The 22,313-nt window shown below is 57.6% G+C and carries 21 protein-coding genes; 9 read left to right on the top strand and 12 right to left on the bottom strand.

The window, feature by feature from the left end; all coding sequences use genetic code 11:
* Positions 1 to 2: 2 nt before the first annotated feature.
* The 3 genes from FNY10_RS19415 to FNY10_RS19405 all read right to left on the bottom strand — a co-directional run bounded on the left by FNY10_RS19415 (position 3) and on the right by FNY10_RS19405 (position 1,106).
* Positions 3 to 182 carry a hypothetical protein gene (locus FNY10_RS19415; RefSeq protein WP_160703323.1) on the bottom strand — a complete coding sequence of 60 codons (180 nt, stop codon included), beginning with the start codon at positions 180 to 182 and terminating at the stop codon, positions 3 to 5.
* A 93-nt stretch (positions 183 to 275) separates the two neighbouring features.
* A complete protein-coding gene (locus FNY10_RS19410) occupies positions 276 to 797 on the bottom strand; it encodes a rhodanese family protein (RefSeq protein WP_160703103.1) in 522 nt (173 codons plus the stop codon).
* A gap of 9 nt (positions 798 to 806) precedes the next feature.
* Positions 807 to 1,106 (bottom strand): ArsR/SmtB family transcription factor, encoded by a 300-nt coding sequence (locus tag FNY10_RS19405; protein ID WP_100685827.1) that lies wholly within the window; start codon positions 1,104 to 1,106, stop codon positions 807 to 809.
* Positions 1,107 to 1,348: 242 nt separating this feature from the next.
* Here FNY10_RS19405 and FNY10_RS19400 point away from each other — a divergent pair, with 242 nt between their 5' ends.
* Positions 1,349 to 1,945 (top strand): undecaprenyl-diphosphatase, encoded by a 597-nt coding sequence (locus FNY10_RS19400; protein WP_160703101.1) that lies wholly within the window; start codon positions 1,349 to 1,351, stop codon positions 1,943 to 1,945.
* Between the two features lie 7 nt (positions 1,946 to 1,952).
* Here FNY10_RS19400 and FNY10_RS19395 read toward each other — a convergent pair whose 3' ends face one another.
* Positions 1,953 to 3,743 carry a sigma-54-dependent Fis family transcriptional regulator gene (locus FNY10_RS19395; protein WP_160703099.1) on the bottom strand — a complete coding sequence of 597 codons (1,791 nt, stop codon included), beginning with the start codon at positions 3,741 to 3,743 and terminating at the stop codon, positions 1,953 to 1,955.
* A gap of 250 nt (positions 3,744 to 3,993) precedes the next feature.
* On the opposite strand from FNY10_RS19395, the gene FNY10_RS19390 reads away from it, so the two are divergent.
* The 5 genes from FNY10_RS19390 to FNY10_RS19370 all read left to right on the top strand — a co-directional run bounded on the left by FNY10_RS19390 (position 3,994) and on the right by FNY10_RS19370 (position 11,315).
* The gene (locus FNY10_RS19390) at positions 3,994 to 5,514 is read left to right on the top strand and encodes an aldehyde dehydrogenase family protein (RefSeq protein WP_100685830.1); all 1,521 of its coding nucleotides are present in this window, start codon (positions 3,994 to 3,996) and stop codon (positions 5,512 to 5,514) included.
* Positions 5,515 to 6,266: 752 nt separating this feature from the next.
* Entirely contained in the window at positions 6,267 to 6,863 is a 597-nt protein-coding gene (locus FNY10_RS19385) for a fimbrial protein (RefSeq protein ID WP_131048898.1), read from the top strand.
* 89 nt (positions 6,864 to 6,952) lie between these two features.
* Positions 6,953 to 7,618, top strand: a complete 666-nt coding sequence (locus FNY10_RS19380; RefSeq protein WP_141963775.1) for a molecular chaperone — start codon at positions 6,953 to 6,955, stop codon at positions 7,616 to 7,618.
* A gap of 113 nt (positions 7,619 to 7,731) precedes the next feature.
* The gene (locus FNY10_RS19375) at positions 7,732 to 10,191 is read left to right on the top strand and encodes a fimbria/pilus outer membrane usher protein (RefSeq protein WP_227699456.1); all 2,460 of its coding nucleotides are present in this window, start codon (positions 7,732 to 7,734) and stop codon (positions 10,189 to 10,191) included.
* 17 nt (positions 10,192 to 10,208) lie between these two features.
* On the top strand, positions 10,209 to 11,315 hold the full coding sequence (locus FNY10_RS19370) for a fimbrial protein (RefSeq protein ID WP_131048895.1): 1,107 nt from the start codon (positions 10,209 to 10,211) through the stop codon (positions 11,313 to 11,315).
* Here the strand turns inward: FNY10_RS19370 and FNY10_RS19365 are convergent.
* The 7 genes from FNY10_RS19365 to FNY10_RS19335 are packed head-to-tail and all read right to left on the bottom strand — an operon-like array spanning position 11,312 to position 18,274.
* Positions 11,312 to 12,277 carry an ABC transporter ATP-binding protein gene (locus FNY10_RS19365; protein WP_160703095.1) on the bottom strand — a complete coding sequence of 322 codons (966 nt, stop codon included), beginning with the start codon at positions 12,275 to 12,277 and terminating at the stop codon, positions 11,312 to 11,314. The two genes, FNY10_RS19370 and FNY10_RS19365, sit on opposite strands and share 4 nt — an antisense overlap.
* Entirely contained in the window at positions 12,270 to 13,256 is a 987-nt protein-coding gene (locus FNY10_RS19360) for an ABC transporter ATP-binding protein (protein WP_131048893.1), read from the bottom strand. Before FNY10_RS19360 ends, FNY10_RS19365 begins: the two co-directional genes overlap by 8 nt.
* A complete protein-coding gene (ddpC, locus tag FNY10_RS19355; RefSeq protein WP_100685833.1) occupies positions 13,253 to 14,149 on the bottom strand; it encodes a D,D-dipeptide ABC transporter permease in 897 nt (298 codons plus the stop codon). The genes FNY10_RS19360 and ddpC overlap by 4 nt, the downstream gene beginning before the upstream one ends.
* The gene (locus FNY10_RS19350) at positions 14,150 to 15,169 is read right to left on the bottom strand and encodes an ABC transporter permease (protein ID WP_131048891.1); all 1,020 of its coding nucleotides are present in this window, start codon (positions 15,167 to 15,169) and stop codon (positions 14,150 to 14,152) included. It lies immediately after the preceding gene.
* A 54-nt stretch (positions 15,170 to 15,223) separates the two neighbouring features.
* The gene (locus tag FNY10_RS19345; protein ID WP_416309038.1) at positions 15,224 to 16,780 is read right to left on the bottom strand and encodes an ABC transporter substrate-binding protein; all 1,557 of its coding nucleotides are present in this window, start codon (positions 16,778 to 16,780) and stop codon (positions 15,224 to 15,226) included.
* Positions 16,781 to 16,782: 2 nt separating this feature from the next.
* Positions 16,783 to 17,367, bottom strand: a complete 585-nt coding sequence (gene ddpX / locus FNY10_RS19340; RefSeq protein WP_160703091.1) for a D-alanyl-D-alanine dipeptidase — start codon at positions 17,365 to 17,367, stop codon at positions 16,783 to 16,785.
* A gap of 37 nt (positions 17,368 to 17,404) precedes the next feature.
* Positions 17,405 to 18,274: a MurR/RpiR family transcriptional regulator gene (locus FNY10_RS19335; protein WP_131048889.1), complete on the bottom strand. Its 870-nt coding sequence runs from the start codon at positions 18,272 to 18,274 to the stop codon at positions 17,405 to 17,407.
* Between the two features lie 315 nt (positions 18,275 to 18,589).
* Here FNY10_RS19335 and FNY10_RS19330 point away from each other — a divergent pair, with 315 nt between their 5' ends.
* A complete protein-coding gene (locus FNY10_RS19330) occupies positions 18,590 to 19,351 on the top strand; it encodes a transporter substrate-binding domain-containing protein (protein WP_141963791.1) in 762 nt (253 codons plus the stop codon).
* A 47-nt stretch (positions 19,352 to 19,398) separates the two neighbouring features.
* On the opposite strand, the gene FNY10_RS19325 is transcribed toward FNY10_RS19330, so the two are convergent.
* Positions 19,399 to 20,301 carry a LysR family transcriptional regulator gene (locus tag FNY10_RS19325; RefSeq protein WP_160703090.1) on the bottom strand — a complete coding sequence of 301 codons (903 nt, stop codon included), beginning with the start codon at positions 20,299 to 20,301 and terminating at the stop codon, positions 19,399 to 19,401.
* Between the two features lie 135 nt (positions 20,302 to 20,436).
* On the opposite strand from FNY10_RS19325, the gene speB reads away from it, so the two are divergent.
* Both speB and FNY10_RS19315 read left to right on the top strand, forming a co-directional pair.
* Positions 20,437 to 21,408: an agmatinase gene (gene speB / locus FNY10_RS19320; RefSeq protein WP_160703089.1), complete on the top strand. Its 972-nt coding sequence runs from the start codon at positions 20,437 to 20,439 to the stop codon at positions 21,406 to 21,408.
* A gap of 13 nt (positions 21,409 to 21,421) precedes the next feature.
* The gene (locus tag FNY10_RS19315; RefSeq protein WP_160703088.1) at positions 21,422 to 22,240 is read left to right on the top strand and encodes an ABC transporter substrate-binding protein; all 819 of its coding nucleotides are present in this window, start codon (positions 21,422 to 21,424) and stop codon (positions 22,238 to 22,240) included.
* Positions 22,241 to 22,313: the final 73 nt, after the last annotated feature.

The raw sequence follows: 22,313 nt of genomic DNA, 5'->3' as shown, positions 1-22,313 counted from the left end.
TATTAGCAAACGCCAAAATCACCTTCTTCTTTATAAGGTGTGACGTCGGCGGGCTTCAGCGTATATTTCTCACCCTGTTCATTACTGGCCCGCACGGCGACAATATGATCTTCACCGACGGCCACAATCTTGAGTTTTGGTCCGCCCATGCGGGGCTGAACCAGATCGCCTACTGAATACATCGTTTTTCTCCTCTGGCATGGATAAATGCCGCTGTTCGCCTTCACTTTAGCGTAGCTGAACATCTGCATACAACGGGCCTGATGCCGCAGGCATCAGCGTCGGTTCCACGGCATGACGGCCAACAGGCGCGCCATCCCACAAAAACCGGTGATACCGGCGAAAGTTAAGCCGGCGCCGACGAAAGCGCTGAGCAGGAAAAAGCCGCTACTGACGCCATAGCCCAGCGCCACGCCCAACAAAATGAGTATGCCCGCGGCGATTTGCACCTGACGCATTAACGGCAGCGGCTGCGTTTTATCCTCTTTGACGGGCAGCCCCGCCGCTTTCCAGGCCTGAATACCGCCGGCCAGCAGTTTGACCTGTGCCGGAGCCGCCGCCGCCAGCAGACGAATGGCATTATTTTGCGTACGCGATCCGGCCTGACAATGAAAAATCACCGTTTGATCCGCCGTTGCGTGCAGCGTCGCGCCGTTATTCAGGGCGGCAAGCGGCACCAGTTCGGCATCGGGGATGTGCTCGCGGGCGTATTCATCGGCATCGCGAATATCGATTAATCTGGCCCCTTGCGCGATTTGCGCCCGGGCCTCTTCAGGAGAAAGGGTGGCGATAGTCATGACGGCTCCTTATGGGCAATAAATGGTCTTCAGCGTGGCGATGATTTGCTGAACCGCTGGGTGGGCGATGAAGTAGTGGATGCGTTGCGCCTCGCGCTCGCAGCCAATCAGGCCCTCCTCGCGCATGCGCGCCAGATGCTGCGAGGTGGCAGAAGGACTCAGGCCGGTGATCCGCGCCAGTTCGCCTGCGCTGGTGCGCGGCGTCTCGCACAGCATGCACAGAATCATCAGCCGGTGCGGATTACTCATGGCTTTCAACAGGGCGGCGGCTTCCCCGGCGCTGGACTGCAGTTGTTCTGGTGTATTCATATATTTTAGTCTTTTCTAAATTTAGATAAGTCTAAAATAAAAAGCGATGCGACGCCAGCGCAGAAAATGCCGTTGCCGGTCGCGCAGAAAATTCGGGCCACTATTGATGCGCTGCTCGCCGCACCGGATGCGCCTGACCGGGGCTCGTCAATCAAGCAAGTTCTCTTTTCGGCGCGGGGTTAAGCGTAACTTAAGAGAACATCGCGATAATGACAGTAATATGACTGGCATGGGCCCTCGCAATGAACATACTCGAAACGGTTAACCAAAGCGCTTTTCTGGCGCTGAATGCTCAGCCGGGGAGGCCGGATATCCTCCTGGCGTTGGCCCGCTTCTGCGCCAGCGGAACGATCTTTATCGTGCCGGTTATTTTGCTCGCTCTGTGGTTTTTAGGTGGCCGCGAGGGGCACCGGCAGGCGCTGTTTTGTACGCTGAATATTCTGATAGCGCTTGCGCTGGGCTATCTCTGCGGCTCGCTGTGGTTCCATCCGCGGCCATTTATGATGCCGCTGGGCCATACCTGGATCAGCCATCCGGCGGATAACGGCTTCCCGAGCGATCACGGGCTGGTGATGTTCAGCGCGGCGTTTGCGCTGCTTACGCTGCGCCTGCGCGCCCTGGGGCTGTTTGTCCTGCTCGCATCGCTGCCGGTGGCCTGGTCACGCATTTTCCTCGGGGTCCATTTCCCGCTGGATATGGTGGGGGCGGCGGCGGTCGCGGCGGCGGCCGTCTGGGTGAACAAAGGGGTCTGGCAGGTCTGTGGACCGGCAATGGTGCGGATGTGCGAAGCCATCAGCCAGCGCATGTTTTGCTGGCTGCCGGCCCGTTTTACGCCGTAGCTAAGGTTTAGTTTCTTGCCCGCGCGGCGCGTCGGTAGAGCGTGCTGCGCGCGACTCCCAGAGCCTGTGCCGCTTTACTGACGTTACCGTTATACGTCGACAGCGTATCGGCAATCAGCTGCGCATCATGCTGCTGCAACCCACGCGCCGGTGTCGGAGCCGGGGCCGACTGATACTCCGCCGGTAAATCCGCCACTTCCAGTTGCTCTCCTTCGTCAGCCAGCGCCAGCAGCACCTTCATCAGGCTTTGTAGCTGGCGCACGTTGCCCGGCCAGGGAAGGGTACAGAGGTGCGCCAGGAGCGCGGGCGAGAGCTGTACGCGTCGCGCTCCGGCGCCGAGGGTGTGCCATAGCTGCTGAAGAAACGCCGGTAGCCGGGGCCACTCCCGCAGCGGTGGAATAGTGAGAGCGAATTCGCGCAGGCGATAGAGCAGGTCCTCGCGAAACGTACCGTCGGCAACATGCTGCGTCAGGTTACGGTGGGTGGCGCAAATCAGCGCAAAGCTCACCGGGGCGCTCTGGCTGGCGCCGAGCGGCGTAACCTCTTTCTCCTGTAGCACCCGCAGCAGCCGGGTCTGAAGCAGCATCGGCATATCGCCAATCTCATCGAGAAACAGCACGCCGCCGTCCGCCTCGCGAATTTTACCGATATAGCCATTTTTACTGGCGCCGGTAAAGGCGCCAGGCTGGTAGCCAAACAGCTCCGATTCAATCAGCGATTCAGGGATCGCCGCACAGTTGATAGCCACGAATTTACCGTGACGCCAGCGGCTGTGCCGGTGCAGCGTGCGGCTGACAAACTCTTTGCCACATCCGGTTTCGCCCTCAATACACAGGGCAATGCCGGCATTCAGCAGACGCACCATCTTTTCCCCCTCGCGCTGACTGGCGAAAGGCAGCTCGATAGCCGGCGGCGTCGGAGCCGGGGCCGGTACCGTGACGTGGGTACGGGTCGGCGCGCGTAAACGGTAGTAATAGGTTTGCTGCTGGAGGGAGAGCGGCAGCGGAACATTGACCGCCGTTTGCGTCAGCTGAGGAAACAGCTGCTGAAAGGTGATGTGGCCAAGTTGTCCGCTATCCAGACCCAGATCGCGCATCGCCAGGCGGTTTCCGGCGGTCAGCACGTTATCGGAAAAGACCAGAAGCAGCTCTTCAACGCTGTCGAGTTTATGGGGGTGAAGGTGCAGGCTCATCAGCCACTGCTGCGGATGGAGACTCTGTTTTACCCACAGATATTCAATCTGCTTCGCGGCCTCTTTGACCCACGCCAGCGTGTGGGGATGGGGGAAGTGGGCCGGGCCGGAAATATCCAGCACGCCGGCAATTTTTCCGTCCGGGCTCTGAACCGGCATCGCGGCGCAATAAAGATCCTGATTGCGGGTGAGGAAGTGCTGGCGGCCGCCGATTTCGCAGCTGTCGTCAATGGCCAGCGCGGTACCGATGGCGTTAGTGCCACGCCCGCTCTCGCTCCACAGGTTTCCGGGAGCCAGCGCGAAGCTTTGCGCTTTCTGCATCGCGTGCATGTTGCCGAAGGTTTGCAGCACCAGACCGCTGGCATCAGAGAGGATAACCACCGACTGGAGATCGCTCACTTTGCGCGACAGGGTATTCACCACCGGCTGGGTCAGCTGCTGTAACCGGGTATGGCTGGCCAGCGCATCCGCCAGTTCGCCGGAACCCAGGCGCGGGAAATCATCCGTCGCGGGATCCAGGCCGTACTGCTGGCTACGAAACCAGGAATCGCTGAGCAACGGGCTGGTTTTTACCTCGGGATCGAGGGTAAACGAATTGCCTTGCACGGAGCACCTCGTGGTCGGATGGATGATGTTGCAATATTGTAGCTTTATAGTTTCTTATGTGTTGCGATGTGCGACACATAAGCAAAATTAGCGCCCCCTGTGAGACAGGTTTATATATTAAGATATTGAATTAGTTGTTTATTTTTTCCTGCGAAAAATCTGGCATAACCTCTGCATAAGCCTCTGTGCAGCAGGCAACAGCAAAAAACCAATACGCCGCTGCGCCTCAACCCTACAGAAGGAGATTGCAATGCGTTATGCACATCCTGGCACCCCGGGCGCCTTAGTTTCATTCAAGTCCGCATACGGTAACTATATTGACGGCCAATTTGTCAAACCGATCGGCGGCGAATACTTTATGAATACCTCCCCTGTGGACGGGAGCGACATTGCACAATTTCCCCGCTCCGATGCCAAAGATATCGACTTTGCTCTTGATGCCGCGCACCGCGCCGCCGAAGCCTGGGGGAAAACATCGGTCCAGCAGCGTTCCAACCTGCTGCTCCAGGTCGCCGACCGGATTCAGGAGAACCTGGAATATCTGGCGGTGGCTGAAAGCTGGGACAACGGTAAACCGGTACGCGAAACGCTGAATGCCGATCTGCCGCTGGCGGCCGATCACTTCCGCTATTTTGCCGGTTGCCTGCGGGCGCAGGAGGGGAGCACGGCGGAGATTGATGAAACCACCGTGGCCTATCACTTCCATGAACCGCTGGGCGTGGTCGGGCAAATTATCCCGTGGAACTTTCCTCTGCTGATGGCGGCGTGGAAGCTGGCGCCGGCGCTGGCGGCGGGGAACTGCGTGGTGCTCAAGCCAGCGGAGCAGACGCCGCTGAGCATCACGCTGCTGCTGGAAATTATTGGCGACCTCTTCCCGCCGGGCGTCCTGAACGTGGTGCAGGGCTTCGGGAAAGAGGCCGGTGAAGCGCTGGCAACCAGCAAGCGTATCGCCAAAATCGCCTTTACCGGTTCAACGCCCGTCGGGCGGCATATTCTGGCCTGCGCGGCGGAGAACATTATCCCCGCCACCGTTGAGCTGGGCGGCAAGTCGCCAAATATCTATTTTGCCGATGTGATGGACGGAGAAGAGGAGTTTATCGAGAAGGCGGTCGAGGGGCTGGTGCTGGGCTTCTTCAACCAGGGCGAGGTGTGTACCTGCCCATCGCGCGCTCTGATTCATGAATCCATCTACGAGCCGTTTATGGAGCGGGTCATGGCGAAGGTCGCCCAGATTCGCCGCGGCGATCCCTTTGACACCGACACCATGATCGGAGCGCAGGCGTCACGCCAGCAGTTTGATAAGATCCTGTCGTACATTAAGATTGCCCGCGAAGAGGGGGGACAGATCCTGACCGGCGGAGAGCGCGCCAGTATCGCGGCCGAACTGGATAATGGCTACTACATTCAGCCGACCCTGATTAAGGGGCGCAATGATATGCGCAGCTTCCAGGAAGAGATTTTTGGCCCGGTCATCGGCGTCACCACCTTTAAAGATGAGGCGGAAGCGCTGGAAATAGCCAACCAGACCCAGTTTGGGCTCGGCGCCGGCGTCTGGACCCGCGACAGCAATCTGGCGTACCGAATGGGGCGCGGAATTAAAGCCGGTCGCGTGTGGACCAACTGCTATCACATCTACCCGGCCCATGCCGCGTTCGGCGGCTATAAACAGTCAGGCGTCGGCCGCGAAACCCATAAAATGGCCCTTGATGCTTATCAACAGACGAAAAACCTGCTGGTGAGCTACGGTACCGCGCCGTTAGGACTGTTTTAACCGGGCGCGCCATTATCCGCCCCTGTCCGTCTGACAGAACCGCGACCTCAGCAATAAGGTCGCGGTTTTTTTTTCGCTGATTGACGATGGGGTTATTTTTTGCACTGTACTTTTTTAATAAAAATGAGATATGCCTGAAGCCTCTTTTTTATTCTGTCGACAAACATGAAATTTATTCAATAATAACTTTCATTTGAAAATCATTTCGCCATGATAAGGTTATTTTTCATTGCTCAGTAGGGTGATTATTTCGGGGGTGACAAAAAGAAAATAAAAATAATCGAGAAGAATCTTAGTTTTTGTCGAGTCATCGGACGCCCGCTGGGTCAGTCATTCCACCCGGAATGATATTTTTTCATTAAATTTGTTAAATAATATAAAATCTTATTGTGGTTTGTTATTGATGAGTTGTTTTTCTTTGCATTTAGAATGAATGATTTTATTGTGATTTATAGTATTTACCTGGTGTGTAAATTAAAACATTATTTCATTAACAAAATAAATCATTGCGTTTGATTTGGTCCAGGAATATTATTCATTTTAATATTAAATGCTGTGAATAAGTTCCCGCCTGAGAAAACGTTGCCGCCGATGCACGCAAGCAATCAGCCGGAGTTTCCTGTTATGCGTTTAATATCCTGCGGATGGAACGCGAATATTATTAACAAGGAGGAAGGTCAGCAGATTCCTTCAGGCTCATTATGACCCTGAGATTAATCTGTCATCAATCTATGTCAGAGATGAGATAAGTAATGAAAACCCAGTTTCGTATTATGGCAACTATTGTCGGTATTCTGCTATCCGGCGCCGTCGTAGCCGCGCCTTCACAACCCGCCCGTTCTACCTTAAGCGTTAATCCGGGCACCAGTGCGGGTGTGCAAAGCACCGGTGGCCAGATTGAATTCTCCGGTTCGATTACCGATACTTCCTGCGATATTGATAGCACCAGCGCCAACCAGATTGTCGATCTGGGGAAATGGGCGAGCAGCTACTTTACGGGAGCCGGTTCTGAAACGACCAAAACCGCTTTCCATATTAAAGTGAAAGATTGCCCTGCCACCGTGACGAAAGTATCGGTATTGTTTGATGGCGCCCGGGACAGCAACAACAGCAACCTGCTGGCGGTAAATGGCGGGGCGCAGGGGGTGGCGATTAAACTGTATGAAGATGATAAAGCAACGCCGATTAACATCGGTACAGAATCTCATGATCAGGCGGTCATTGCCGGTACCAGCGCCAGCAACAGCGGGACGGCGGATCTGGAGTTCTTCGCTGATTATATCTCTACCAGTGCGGTATCCGCCGGTGCGGCAAACGGCACGGCAAACTTCAATATGATTTACAACTAAGAAATAAATGAGCAGGATAACCTGCTCATTATTATTGGTATGTCTTTCTCCTTCAGTTATATTCCAGATATTACATGACGGTTGCGATTATGAAACATATTATCGCCGCGGCAGCGGCTGCCTTTTTACTGTTATCCACCACGGTACAGGCCGGTATTGTTATGGGCGGAACCCGTGTTATTTATCAGGAAGGGAAACGCGAGGCATCAATTTCTGTCACCAATGCTGATGTTCATTCACCTTATTTAGTGCAGTCATGGATAGAGAACTATGCCGAAAATGATAAAGGTAAGGTGCCTTTTATTGTCACGCCGCCGCTGTTCCGCCTCGACCCGGAACAGGAAAACGTATTGCGAATTAATTTTATTGGTGCCGCTCTGCCCCGCGATCGTGAATCCGTTTTTTGGCTGAATGTGAAAAGTATCTCCCCGACGCAAAAAGGCGATGTGAATAAATTACAGGTCAATATTAAATCTAAATTTAAAATTTTCTACCGGCCGAACGGTCTGACGGGCGATCCGGCGAAAGCCTGGCAGATGTTAACGTTTAAGATTGTTGGCAACCGGCTGGTGGCGCAGAACCCAACGCCCTACTTTGTTTCCTTTTTTACCCTCTCGGTCGGCGGGCACGAGATTGATGAACCGGGAATGATTGGCCCTTTGACGCGTAAAGAGTGGCCGGTCAACGGCGCGGGGGCGGTGAAATGGCGCGCCATCAATGATTTTGGCGGCATTACCGATTACGCGCAGCAGTAATTGTTGCTATTTTTGCCTTCGTCGGTCAGAACATTGTGAACAGAAAGGCCCCGGTTTTCCTTCATCCCTATTGCGCAATGCCTGTCTCCCTCCGGGGCGCCTCAGGCGCGGCGATGTTTCCTGTGCTGCTGTTTTTTCTCTGCCAGAGCGGTACGTCGCGGGCTGATGACTACTTCGATCCTGCGGCCTTAGAGTTTGCCAACCCACAGCAAAAGATGGCGGATTTGCATTATTTTGCCAAATCCGGCGGGCAGCAGCCGGGAACCTATTCGGTGAGTATCTGGGTTAACAACCAGCAGGTCGCCGAGGAGCCAATGGTATTCGTCGACGATCGCGGGGTACTGCGGCCGGCGTTAACCTCAGCGAAGCTGGCGGAATATGGGGTCAACGTTAGCGCTTTTTCCGCATTGACCCGGCTGGATGACGGTGAAACTTTTACCCGGATTGAACAATTTATTCCAGATGCCAGCAGCCGTTTCGATTTTGCTACCCAGCGCCTGGACTTAAGCATTCCGCAGGCGGCGATGAATGTGCAAAGCCGCGGTTACGTCGATCCGGCGCGCTGGGACGACGGGATCCCGGCGGCATTTATCAACTACAACCTGACCGGCGAACAGACCCGCCAGTCGGAAACGCAAAGTCGCTCCAGCTACCTGAATTTACGCAACGGGGCCAATCTCGGGCCCTGGCGTTTGCGTAATATTTCATCCATGCAGTATGACCAGCATTACCGCTGGCATTCGCAAAGCACCTGGCTACAGCGCGATGTGAAATCCGTTAAAAGCCTGCTGCGGATTGGCGACACTTTCACCAGCGGCGAGGTCTTCGATAGCGTGCAGTTTCGCGGCGTTCAGCTGATGTCCGATGATGAAATGCTGCCCGACAGCCAGCGCGGTTTTGCCCCGGTGATTCGCGGCATGGCGCACAGCAACGCCAAAGTGACGGTCTCGCAGCACGGCTACGTTATCTACGAAACCTTTGTCTCTCCGGGGGCGTTTGCGATAAGCGATCTCTATCCTACGGCGCAGAGCGGCGATCTTGAGGTACAGGTTAAAGAGAGCGATGGATCGGTACGCTCTTTTATCCAGCCATACTCCACCGTCCCTTTTATGCTCCGCGAAGGGCGGAACAAATTTAGCCTTAGCGCAGGGCGTTTTCATGCGAGCCAGCGTCAGGTCAGATCGCCGCAGTTTGTCCAGGGAACGCTGTTCTACGGTTTGCCTGCGGAGTTCACCCTCTATGGCGGCGCCCAGCTGGCGCAGGATTATCAGGCCTGGTCGCTGGGCATTGGGCGTGGTTTTGGCGAGCTGGGGTCGTTGGGCAGCGATGTGACCTGGGCCAATACCGCGACGCTCCCTGACAGACACAATGTGGGGCATTCATTGCGCGTGCAGTATCAAAAGGATTTTACCTCGACGGGGACCTCGTTCAGCCTCGCCAGCTATCGCTACTCCTCCGGCAACTATTATAGCTTCAGCGAGGCTAACGCCCTGCAAAGCCCTGGCGAGCGGTTGGACAACAAGCGTCAGCGCGAAGAGATCTCTGTCGCGCAGTCCTTTGGCAGCGCCAGCAGCCTGGCGATTTCCGCTTATTCGCAAACGTACTGGCGCAGCAACAGCAATGATGAAACGGTACATCTTGGGTTCTATAGCGCCTGGAAAAGCGTGTCGTGGGGCGTGGGCTATTACTACACCCAATCTTCTGACCGGGAAAAAGCCGATCGCTCGTGGTCATTTAACCTCAACATCCCGCTGGGCGGCGGGCTGGCGGAGAACTCGGTCAGCTACAGCACCACCTCCGATAATCACGGCCGCTCATCACAGCAGATGTCGCTGTACGGCGCGGTGCCTGGGCGTACCAACCTCGATTATTCGTTGCAGCAGGGCCATGCTAACGCCGGGCAGGGGAGCAACAGCAGCGCAGCGCTCGATTATCACGGCGGATATGGCAGCGCCCAGCTGGGTTATCGTCACGATAGCGCCAGCAACCAGCTGACCTGGGGAGCCTCGGGCTCGGTAGTGGCGCACCCGCATGGCGTCACGCTCGGGCAACCCGTTGGCGACAGTTTCGCCATCGTCCGCGCGCCGGGGGCGGCGGACGTGGCTATCGAGGACGGGACTAACGTACATACCGACCGGCGCGGCTATGCCGTGGTACCGGCCTTAACGGTATACCGCAAAAACACCATCACGCTGGATACCGAATCGATGAGCAATGACACCGACGTGGATCTACAAGGTCAAACCGTCATCCCCGGCGGCGGCGCGGTGGTACTGGCGAATTACCAGACCCATATCGGCTACCGCGTGCTGTTTACCCTGCGCGACAGGGACGGGGCGATTCCGTTTGGCGCCAGTGTTCATCTGCGCCAGGCGGGCGACGAAGCCGCTACGGCAGCGGGAGGGATGGTCGCCGATGGCGGTCAGGTGTACCTCAGCGGGATACCGCAAGAGGGGACGCTCGACGCGACCTGGGTCGATAACAATATTTCGCGCAAATGCTCACTGCATTTTCATCTTACCGATCGTCAGCAGCAGAATGCGGTGAAAACTGCGGCGGGTCTTTGCCTGTAAACCGAGGAGAAGGAGCGATGCATCGTGGTTTTCGCTTATTACAGTTTGTGTTCCTGCTGATCGCAGGGATGTATAGCCAACATGGCTGGGCCGAGAGCTGCGGCGGCAGCGTCGGGCAGATGACGATTAACGTGCCGAATATTAACTATCTGCCCACGCTGCGAACCAATACGCAAATGAGCAATGCGCTGGCGGATAACGGCAGCGGCATTCATTTTGTCTGCGATTTACAACTGCCGAGCGCGGACTGGAAACGCATCGTCTATCAACAGCGCGTCACCACCGGTTCGCCGCAGATAATTAACGGCCAGCATGTGTATGCCTCTGCGCTGAGCGGAATGGGCTATGCGTTGGGCTTTCAGTGCGGCGGCGGCCCGATTCGCTACATTGACGGTAGCGATGCACCCGCCGGAAGCGAATCAATGACGGTCTGCGACAGTACTCAGCTCCCGGCGTTACTGACCCAGCGCGAGATAGTGGTCAAAGCGTATATCATCTTTTATAAAACCGGCGATGTGCCGCTAACCAGCGGCAACCATGTCAGCGTTTCGGCGCAGCCGCAGGTGGGCAACTTATCTATTGAGACCCAGGAGGGGAGTCATGCCTCCCGCATGGCGAGCGCGCCGGTCAGTATCGATCTTGCCGCCCTCAACGTTGATATTGGCGCCAGCGGCAGCTGTCAGGTGACCCGCGCCTCTATCGGCGTCAATATGGGAACGGTGAATAAAGCGGAGTTCAAAGGCAAGAGCGCGACCGCCGGCGCGGCACAGACCTTTAGCATTCCGGTGTATTGCAGCACGCCGACCGACATCCGGATTGGTTTTTTTGGCGTCACCACCGACTCTGGCACCGGCGATGCCCTGGCGCTGTCCCAGGTAGACGGCGCTGCCAGCGGGGTGGGGATAAAGCTGAGCTATGGTAATAATCCGCCCCCGGCGCCGTCCGCCGGAAGCGATGTGAAAATGAATGTCTCCAGTAATCTGCCGGTGCTGAAACACATTACCGCCAGTAGCGCCGCCGCGGCCGAAAGCATCAACTTCACCGCCCGATACGTGCAAACGGGAGATACCGTGACGCCCGGGCGGGCTAACGCTCTGGCGACCTTCGCGCTTGAATACAACTAGCGGGCCTCCCCGGCGGTAAGCGGCTGACCGGCCAGCGCCTCTGCCTGCCAGCAGCGGGTGACGCTCCCGTTGCCGAGCGGGCGTAGCGGCTGCGGTTTCTCACAACCCGCACCGGCGAACGGGCAGCGATCGCGGAAGTAACAGCCCTCGGGCAGATGGCGGTTGCCGGGTAATTCCGTGTTGCGCGGCGCTTCGCCCAGCGCCGAGCCGATACGCGGCACCGAGTCCATCAAAAGCCGGGTATAGGGATGGGCCGGGTTATCGAGGACCTGACGCGCCTCGCCCGTCTCGACGATTTGCCCGAGATACATTACGGCGACGCGATCGCTCATGTGGCGTACTACGGAAACGTTATGCGAAATCAGGATATAGGTCAGGTTCTGCTGCTTTTGCAGCTCGACCAGCAGATTGAGGATCTGCGCCTGTACCGAAATATCCAGCGCCGAGGTCGGCTCATCCAGCACGATAATATCCGGCTTTGCCGACAGCGCGCGGGCAATCGCGATGCGCTGGCGCTGGCCGCCGGAAAACTCGTGCGGTAAGCGGTCGAGATACTCCGGGCGGATACCGACCTGCAACGCCAGTTGCTCCGCCAGAAGGCGCCGGGCCTTTTCGCTGGGGCGCGACTGGATCCACACCGGCTCGGTGATGGTGCGCCACACCGGGAGCCGCGGATCCAGCGAGGAGAGCGGATCCTGAAACACCATCTGCATACGCCCGCCGCCGGACGCCGTCGCGCGTTCAAACTGGCCGTGAGAGGGTTTAAGCATGCCCATCAGCAGCTTAGCGAGGGTGCTTTTTCCGCAGCCGGATTCGCCGACGATGCCCAGCGTTTCGCCGCGCCAGGCCGCCATATCCAGACCGTTCAGCGCATAGACGCGTTCGACGACCTTGCCGCGCCAGTTCTTGCGCGCCGGGAAGTTAAGATGAACATCGTGCAGTTTCAGCAGCATCTCAGACATGCGTTTTCTCCCGTTGCGGGTACCAGCAGGCCGCCTGCTGCCCGGTCTGTTCTATCGGGCGGAGCACCGGGGTGATGCCGCAGCCCTCGCCAGCGGCAAAGCAGCGTTCGCGAAAGGCGCAGCCGCCCGGTAATCGCGCCAGATTCGGCACCGTGCCGGGAATCGAGCGCAGCAGCGATCGCGGCTCGCCGTTATCCGGGGCGCTGTCGAGCAGGCCAACGGAGTAGGGATGCAGAGGATGGTGCAGCACCTGCTGAGTTAATCCGCTTTCAATCACCGCGCCGGCATACATGACGTACAGCCGATCGCAGACCTGTGAAACCACCGCCATATCGTGGCTGATAAACAGTACCGCGGTGCCCGTCGCCAGCGCTTTCTGTTTTAGCAGGCGCAGTACCTGGCGCTGAACGGTCACGTCCAGCGCGGTGGTCGGTTCATCGGCAATCAGCAGGTCGGGCTCGCAGGAAAAGGCGATGGCGATCATCACCCGCTGGCGCATCCCGCCGGACAGTTCGAAAGGGTAGCGTTCCATCACCCGCTGCGGATCGGCTATCTGCATATCCGCCAGCAGCGCCACCGCCCTGGCGCGCGCTTCGCGGGCGGAGAGGGGGCGATGCTGACGAATCACGTCGACCATCTGCTTGCCGATCCGCCGCGTTGGATTCAGCGCGGTCATCGGCTCCTGAAAAATCATCGCCACCCGCCGGCCGCGGATGTCGCGCATCTCTTTTTCCGATGCTTTGAGAATATCGTGACCCATCAGCGTCACCTGGCCGCTGTGAATCTGATAGCTTCCCGGCGGCAGCAGACGCATCGCCAGCATGGCGGTGACGGATTTGCCGGACCCCGACTCGCCCACCACGCCCACAATTTCGCCGCGGTCGATATGCAGAGAGACCGCGTTCAGTACATGTACTTCCCCCTGGTAGACCGGGAAGCTCAAACGGACATTGTCGATTGTCAGAACCCGGTTACTCATGCGTTGCGTCCTCCGGACTTCGGATCCAGTAAATCCTGGATCCCATCGCCAAACAGATTAAAACCGACGGCGGTGATCAGGATCGCCGCCCCCGGAAAGGCGCAGTACCACCACTGATCGAGAACGTAGTTGCGGCCGTTCGCCACCATCGCGCCCCACTCGGCGGTGGGCTGCTGCGCGCCGAGGCCGATAAACCCTAGCGTCGCCGCCATCAGAATGGCGCTGCCGATATCCAGCGATGCCTGCACCACCAGCGGCGGCAGGGCGTTGCGTAAAATATGCCAGCTGATCAGGTGCCAGCGGGAGGCGCCGAAGGTCAGCGAAGCTTCGACGAAGCTGTGCTGGCGCACTACCAGCGTCTGTCCCCGCGCCAGGCGGACATAAAACGGAATGCGCACAATAGCGATCGCCAGCATGGCGTTGAATAAGCTCGGGCCTAACGCGGCGGCCAGCGCCATCGTCAGCACCAGCGAAGGGATCGACAGCATGATATCCATCAGCCGCATGATCAGCGCATCGCTGCGCCCGCCGAGTACGCCGGAAAGGCAGCCCAGCAGCGAGCCGCTGATCCCGGCGATCAGCACCACCGCCAGACCGGCGGCGATCGATTGCCGGCTACCGATCAGCACCCGACTGAACAGATCGCGACCGACCTCGTCGGTACCGAACCAGTGGGACAGCGACGGCGCCTGCAGGCGGGCGGTGAGATCGATAGCGTTGGGATCGTGCGGTACCAGCCACGGCGAGAAGATCATCAGAAACAGCATGATCAGCATAATGGCGCCGCCGATCAGCGTCAGCGGGCTTTTGCGCACCAGCCACAGACGGCGCTTCCACACGGTGTTGCGGCGGGTTTTTTCGATAGCGCCGGGGCGTTCCTGGGTCATCATCACTTAGTTTTCTCCCCGACCCATGCGCGGGTCTATCCATAAATAGAGCAGGTCGACGAGCAGGTTGACCAGCACGTAAGCAAAGGACACCACCACGGCGAAGCCCATCACCGCGGGGAAATCGAGCGCCTGAATAGAAGAGACGACGTAGGCGCCCATTCCGGGCCAGGCAAAGACGGTTTCGGTCAGCACCGCGCCGTACAGCAGATCGCCCAGCGCCAGCCCCAGCACCGTGACCGACGGAATCAGCGCGTTAGGCAGCGCATAGCGCATCACGATGGTCCATTTCGTCAGGCCGCTGGCCAGCGCGGTGCGGATGTAATCTTCACTCAGCTGCTCCAGCATCGCGGAGCGAATTTGTCGGGCGACAATCCCCAGATGGACGAAGGCCAGGGTGGTCGCCGGCAAAATCAGATGCTGCAACGCGTTAAAGAACACGTCGATGTTGCCTTCCAGCAGCGCGTCGATCAGATAGAAGCCGGTCACGCGGGTCGGCGGATCAAACCAGTCGTCAAGACGTCCGCTGCCGGGCAGCCAGTCCAGCTTGCCGTAAAACAGGACAATCACTCCCAGCCCCAGCCAGAACGCCGGGGTAGAGATTCCGGTCAGCGCCATCAGGCGAACCAGGTGATCGGTCCAGCGGTTGCGATACACCGCCGAGAGCACTCCCAGCGGAATGCCGACCACCAGCGCGATAAACAGGGCGCAGATCGCCAGTTCGAGGGTCGCCGGGAAAAAGGTCTTTAAATCTTCCAGTACCGGGCGACCGGTGCGGATAGAGGTCCCGAGATCGCCGTGTAGCAGGGCGTTGACATAATGAAAAAACTGCTGCCATAACGGTAAATCCAGCCCCAGCTGCTGGCGGATATGGCGGACGATTTCGTCGCTCGCGCGATCGCCTGCCAGCAGGCGCGCCGGATCGCCGGGAATGAGGTGCGAAATAATAAAGGTGATCACGCAGACGCCGGCGACGACGAGGACCAGCCCCCAACTGCGTTGTCGAATTAAACCCCAGAAACTCATGATGACGCCCTCAGCCGGGCCCGCGACGGCCCGGCATGACAAGGTTAAGATGCGCTACTTATGCATATCGGCAATATTGAAAATCTGCTCAAGCATCGGGTTGAAGACGAAGCCCTTGACCTCTTTGTTCATCGCCACCTGGTAGTTTTTCTGGAACAGATAGACGTAGGCGGCCTCATCGATAACGGTTTTCTGCGCCGCCTGATAATCCCGGGTGCGTTCTGTCTGGTCGGTAGTGGCGACCGCCTGTTTGAGCAGCGCGTCAACCTGCGGATTGGCATAGAACGAACGGTTGCCCGGCAGCCCTTTCTTATCCGACTCGAACCAGTAGTTCATGAACATATAGGGGTCGGCGAAATCCGGGCTCCAGTTGCCGATGGCGATATCGTAATCCCCTTTACCAACGCGCTCGCGCATGGTGGCGTTGGCCAGTTTTTCCAGCTTCACCTGGATGCCGAGGGTTTGCAGATTCGCTTGGGTGGAGAGCGCGATCGGCTCCCAGTTCGGGTCGTTATCCGAGTAGAGGAACGACAGGGTTTTCGGCTTATCGCTGACTTTCGCCAGCGCGGCTTTGGCTTTATCCAGATCAAGGGAATACTGCATTGCGCTCGGGTCAAAGCCCCACATGCCGTCGGGGATCGGGCCACGCATCTGTTTGCCGTTGCCGCCGAGAATGCCGCTGACCATCCCTTGATAATCGGTGGCCCAGGAGACGGCGCGACGTAAATCGACCTGATTCATCGGCGCCTTGCTGTTATTGAGATACAGGTAGGTCACGCGCAGCGCCGGATAGTCATACACCGCCACGTTATCCTGTTTCTTCAGGGCCGCAAACTGGTCGACCGGCAGCGCATCGGCAATATCCAGATCGCCCTTGGTCAGCTGCAGACGGCGGGCGGCGCTTTCGCCAATAATCTTCACCGTCACCCGCTTAAAGGCCGGCTTCGCGCCGCTGAAGTGCGGGTTGGGTACCAGCACCAGCTGCTGGCCTTTCTGCCAGCGCTGTAACATATAGGCCCCCGAGCCGGCGGTGTGTTCCGCCAGCCAGGCGCGGGCGTCATCGCCGGCGTTGGCCTTCAGAACCGCCGGGTTGATAATCGACGCGCCGTCATTGGCCAGGGTGTGGAGGAACGGGGCGAATGAGTCCGGCAGGGTGAAGCGCACCGTGGCGGGATCCACGGCCTCAATTTTCAGCCCGCTCGGGAAGGCTTCGGAAGGCCCCTGCTTAATGCGCATCAGGCGTTCGAAAGAGAGCTTTACCGCTTCGGCGGTGACCGGCGTACCGTCGTCAAACAGCATGTTTTTGCGCAGCGAAAAGGTCCAGGTTTTGCCGTCATCAGAGACCTTCCAGCTTTCGGCCAGGTCGCCCTCGACGTCCGTTGAGCCTTTCCCGTCCTGGGTTTTGTATTTGACCAGCCGCTGATAGGCCGGGTAGGTGACCGTCCAGTCGTTATTATCAATGGTGACGGCCGGGTCGAGCGTCTGCGGATCGGCGGCTTTACCGATGACCAGCATATCTTTGGGCACGGCAGCATAAGCCGGGGCGATAGCTGCCGCCAGCGCAACGGCCAGCAGCAGCGGGCGAAAACCGGTGAGAGAAGTGCGACTCATATTCATGGCATGACTCCGTCAGGGTGAGCGGGGGACAGGCAGGTGAAAACATCATCAAGGAGCGGATAACCGGCCGCATCCGGTAATTCGAAGTGCCACCATTCCGTGGAAATACCCTTAAAGCCGCCGCCAAACATAATGGCGTTCAACAGCAGGCGGTTACGTTGGGCGGCCTGGGGAACCGCCGGGTGATAAGGGTGAGAGAGATCGTCCATCTCATCGAAGGCGGTGCCCATATCCAGCGGCTGGCCGTTTTCGTCGATTAACGTCACATCAATAGCGGTACCGCGGCTGTGGTTCGAACCCAGCGCAATCGGCACCACGTAGTCCTGGTTCGGACAGGCGTCCCACAGGCGCTGCTGCGCCTGCTGCGGACGATAGGCATCGAACACCAGCAGGTTCAGACCCGCCAGCTGCGCGATGCGCAGCGACTTCTCCAGCGCCGCCGCCGCATCCGGGTGCAGCAGGCAGCGGGCTTCGCTATAAATGGGCTGGCCGGTAATGTTATCGGCGCTGGCATATTTGAGATCGACAGGCAGAGCCGGAAAGCGCGCGCTGATATCGACCAGGGTGAGTTGCTTATTCATTTATTGTTTCCTGTCCTGAAGCCTGACGCGCAGGCGCTTATTCACGTTCAAATTGACCAAATTCCTGCTGCAGCGCCCGGTTTTCGGCCAGCCGACGCGACAGCGACGGCCCGAGTTGCTCGACGACCGCGGAGAGCAGCAGGTTGAAAAGACAGCTGATGGGGGCAAGGGAGTCCCAAAAATGACCGGTATCGGTTTTGACCTGCAGCAGATCGACCGGATAATCGCGGGCCCACGGACACCAGATATCGGTGACCAGCGCGGTGGCAATATGCCGCTCGGCGGCAACCCGACAGAACTGGCGCGCGGTGCTGGAATAGGCGCGGGTATCGGTCAGGATGATGTAAGGATGTTCATATTCGGAGTTCAGCGACTCCAGCCAGCTACCGGAGCTGCCGTCGGCATAGGTCACGCGCGGGCGCAGGTATTCGAGATGGCTAAAAAAGCTGTTGGCGATGCCCCGGGTGGACTGGATCCCGAGCACCATCACCGCATCGGCCTGGGCGATCCGCCTGCTGACCCGGGCGAAGGTCTCTTCCTGCGCCAGCTGATAGACATAGCGGATCGCATCCAGCTCCATCTGTAGCGACAGGCTGGCGCGATCGGGCTGGGTTTGCTGCTGCGCCCAGGAGTCGAGGCGGTCGATGACGCCCCAGTGTTTATAGGGCGCCGGGGTATGTTCTTTCAGACCGTTTTTGACATCGTCGAGGTTGCGATAGCCGAGTTTGCGCAGGCAGCGGCCGACGGTGATCCCGCTGGTGCCGGTTGCCAGCGCGATGCTATCGGCCGTTTCATAAGGGATATGTTCCCGATGGCTCAGCAGCCAGCTGCCGATGCGTTTTTCACTTGGCGTCAGCTGGCTAAATATCGACTCGATGGTGCGAAACAGCCTGGAGTTATCGTTCATACCCGCCTCTCAATGAGATTTCTCTCTCATGAACCCGCATTGTGTTACTCAACTAACAAAGCACGATGCATGCCAGCTATTCCGGAAAACCGTTTTTTGCGCTATCACTGGGGAAATGCGCGAGGCAGGCGAACTATGAGCGTATATTTTCGCCAAAATATGCACAAAGAAAGTGCAACGTTTCCTGGTTGTGCATCACAAAAATAAAACATACGATTAACAACGCCGTAATTTGTGCAACAAATGAGCCGGGGATAACGCGCGGCAAAATCGCGCAACCTCTTCAACAACGCACGTACTAATAAGGATGAGGGTATGAACTTAAAGGTCTGTCTGGCCCTGGTACTCGCGAGCCTTGCCTGCGCGAGCCAGGCGCGGGATCTGCAGGCGATTCAACAAAGCGGCGAATTGAAAGTGGGCGTTCCGGGCGACTATGCCCCGCTGGCGTTCCACAACGCAGCGGGTGAGCTGCGCGGTTACGACGTGGATATGGCAAAGGATCTGGGGCAGAAGCTGGGGCTAAAAGTCAACTTTGTGCTGACCAGCTGGCCGACGCTTTCCAGCGATCTGAAGGCCGATAAGTTTGATATTGCGATGGGCGGGGTCACGGAAACCCCGGAGCGGGCAAAAGATTTCGCCCTCAGCCATCCGGTGGTGGCAAACGGTAAGATAGCCCTGGCGAACTGTATGGCGGCCCCGGCACTCGGTAGCCTGGAAAAGATCGACCGCCCCAATGTGAAAGTGATTGTTAACCCGGGCGGCACCAACCAGAGCTACGTCGATGCTCATATCAAACATGCGCAGATTATCAGGGTCAAAAATAACGTCGATAATCTTGAGGCGTTACGCCAGAAAACCGCCGATATGATGGTTACCGACCTGATTGAAGGCGTCTATTACCAGAACAAAGAACCCGGCGTCTTCTGCGTGGCGACGGATAAACCCTTCCCGGGCACCGCCAGTTTTAAAGTCTATATGATGAACAAAGATAATCAGCCGCTGCTGGAGAAGGTGAACCACTGGCTGGACAGCCAGGATAAAAATATCCTCAAACAAAAATGGAAGATTCACGAGTAGGTGCCGGCGGTCGGGAGTAAGCGTCAGATTTTTCCGCCCTGCGGCCTTTAGCCTTTTCGCCCTTTCACGCGAGCGCGGACGGTATCCCGCATCGCGCGAATTAACGTCTCTTTGCTGCGCCCGCGGCGAAAGATCAGCGAAAAGGGAGCCTGGTAGCCATATTCTGTCGGCAGCAGGGCGCGCAGATTTTGCGCTTGTACCCACGGCAGCGCATAGTGCTCCGGCAGATAGCCGATATATTTGCCGGACAAGATGAGCATCAGCTGTGCTTCCATACTTTCGGCGCTGGCTTCGCTCTGCTTAAAGCCTTTACGCCCCAAATCACTGCTGCTCCAGTAGCTGCGGGTGACCATCCGCATCGGCGAAATCAGCGCTTCCGTCAGATGTTTAACGGTAAAGAGCGGGTGCTTATCGCCGCAGTAGAGCCAGTTTTGTTCGCGATAGAGCGGATGAGAAATCACGCTTTTGGCCTGAAGTGAGAAGGTCCCGACGGCGAGATCCAGTTCGTTATTCAACACGCCCTGTAAAAGCGCGTTCGGACTTCTGACCTGCAGGTTTATCTGTACCCGCGGGAAGCGTTCGCTGAATGTCGCAATAATATCGCTCATGGGCAGCATCGGATCGGTAATCGTAGAATCGATGACGCCAAGATTAAAGATCCCGGTTTGCTCGCCCCGCAGAGTGGCCGTATTGCGTTCGAAATCCTCCAGCGAATTTAGCAAATCGATACTTTGCTGAAGAACGGTTTCCCCTTTTTCCGTCAGCGAGAATCCGCCTCTGCCACGGCGACACAGAATGATTCCCAGCTTCTCTTCAAGCTCACTCATATAGTTGCTGATGGCCGAAACCGTCAGGTTAAGCTCCTGCTGGGCGTTGGCGTAGCCCTGATATTTTGCGACGGTGATAAAAACGTGTAACAGGCGCAGATTGGGAAATTTGCCCACTGACATAGGGGAATACTCCACTGTAAGTCCCGGGTTTTGTTTTTATTTTTCTAAACTAATTTTTTGGCTTTGACTATTTTTTCTCTGTACTACGTTCCGCAGTATCTCTTTATCGCCCCGATAAGCCATGGAGAAACTGCAATGACATCCGCAACTGAACATGAGTACCCGCAGCCGCAGGATGGTGAAATTCCGCGCTTCAGCGGATTACCGACCTTTTTCCGTCTTCCTTTTGCCCCGCAGACCACCGAACTGGATATCAGCGTGGTGGGGGTGCCGTGGGATGGCGGAACCACTAACCGTGCCGGCACACGCCACGGGCCGCGCGAACTGCGCAATGCCTCCAGCCTGGTGCGCCGGATCCACCCGGTGACCCGCCGCTCTCCCTACGATTATGCGCGGGTGGGCGATCTGGGCGATGTGCGAATTAATCCCGTGGATATGCAGGATAGCCTGGCGCGCATTGAGGCCTGGTATCACGCCCTTAATCAGCAGCAGGTAATGCCGTTAACCGCGGGGGGCGACCATCTCACCACCTTGCCGATTTTGCGGGCGCTGGGACGGAATAAGCCGCTGGGCATGATCCATTTTGATGCCCATTCGGACACCAACGACAGCTATTTTGGCGGTGAGCGCTTTACCCACGGCACCCCGTTTCGCCGCGCCGTGGAAGAGGGGGTTCTCGACCCGAGACGCACGGTGCAAATCGGTATTCGCGGCGCGCTGTTCTCCGCGGATGAACACCGCTGGGCGGAGGAAAACGGCATCACGATTATCCGTATGGAGCTGGTCAATGAACTGGGCGTCGAGCGGGTGATGCAGCGGGCGCGGGAGATTGTCGGCGACCAGCCCACCTACATCAGCTTTGATATCGACGTGCTGGATCCGGTCTATGCCCCCGGCACCGGAACGCCGGAAATTGGCGGTATGACCACCTTGCAGGCGCAGCATTGTCTCCGCCAGCTTGCCGGGTTGAACCTGATTGGTGCCGACCTGGTGGAGGTGTCGCCGCCGTTTGACCAGGGCAATCTCACCAGCCTGACCGGCGCGACCCTGATGTTCGAACTGCTTTGCCAGCTTGCCGATGCTCATCATCGGCGTATTTCTGCTTAACCGGAGCCAACTGATGAAAAAATGTCTCTCATTAGGTTATCTTGCGACCACGCTGGGACTGGCGTTGGGGCTGGCATCGGCGGCCAATGCGACCGATGCCACTCTCTCACCGGGAAAAATAAAAATAGCTATGGAAGTGGCCTACCCGCCATTTGAATCCTGGCAGGATGACGCCATCGTGGGGTTCGATGCCGAACTGGCGGCGCTGCTCAGCCAGCAAACAGGCTTAACGCTCCAGCTGGTGGATACGAAATTCAGCAGCCTGATCCTTGGTCTGAGCGGCGGGCGCCAGGATGCGGTGATCTCGGCGCTCTATATCACCGAGGAACGTACCCGTCAGGCGGATGCTATCCCGTACGCCAACACCGGGGCCTATATTATGGTGCGCAGCGACAGTCCCGTGGCGCCGCAAACGGAACACGATCTCTGTGGGCTAACCGTCGGACTACAGCAGGGGACTTCATGGGTGAAAAAGCTGCAGGCGCTTTCGGCAGGCGATTGCCAGCGGCAGGGCAAAGGGGCTATTGAGATTAAAGAGTTCCCGACCTCGCCGGAGACGCTGCAGGCGCTGCTCTCCGGAAATATTCAGGCCCAGGTGGATATCGCTGGCGTGGTCAGCCTGTTTACCCAGCGTAGTAAAGGCCGCCTGAAGGTGAGTTCCCCGCAGACGATTTACCCGCAAACGCTGGGGATTTACGTTCGCAAAGGCAACACGGCGCTGGCGCAGCAGCTGACTTCGGCATTGAAAACGCTGCGTGACAACGGGGAATATCATGCTTTGCTGCAGAAATATGCCGCCTACGGTATTACGGATAACGCGCCGCAGCCCTGAGATGAAAAGCGGAAATGTTGTGATGAACGAGCCATTTAATGAGATCTATATCACGGTTTTTGCCTGATTATCG

The sequence above is a fragment of the Klebsiella sp. Lac1 genome, from assembly GCF_009825425.1.
Lineage (GTDB): Bacteria > Pseudomonadota > Gammaproteobacteria > Enterobacterales > Enterobacteriaceae > Klebsiella > Klebsiella electrica.
Note: the sequence above shows the minus strand (reverse complement) of the source record. Positions and strands in the feature narration are given on the sequence as shown.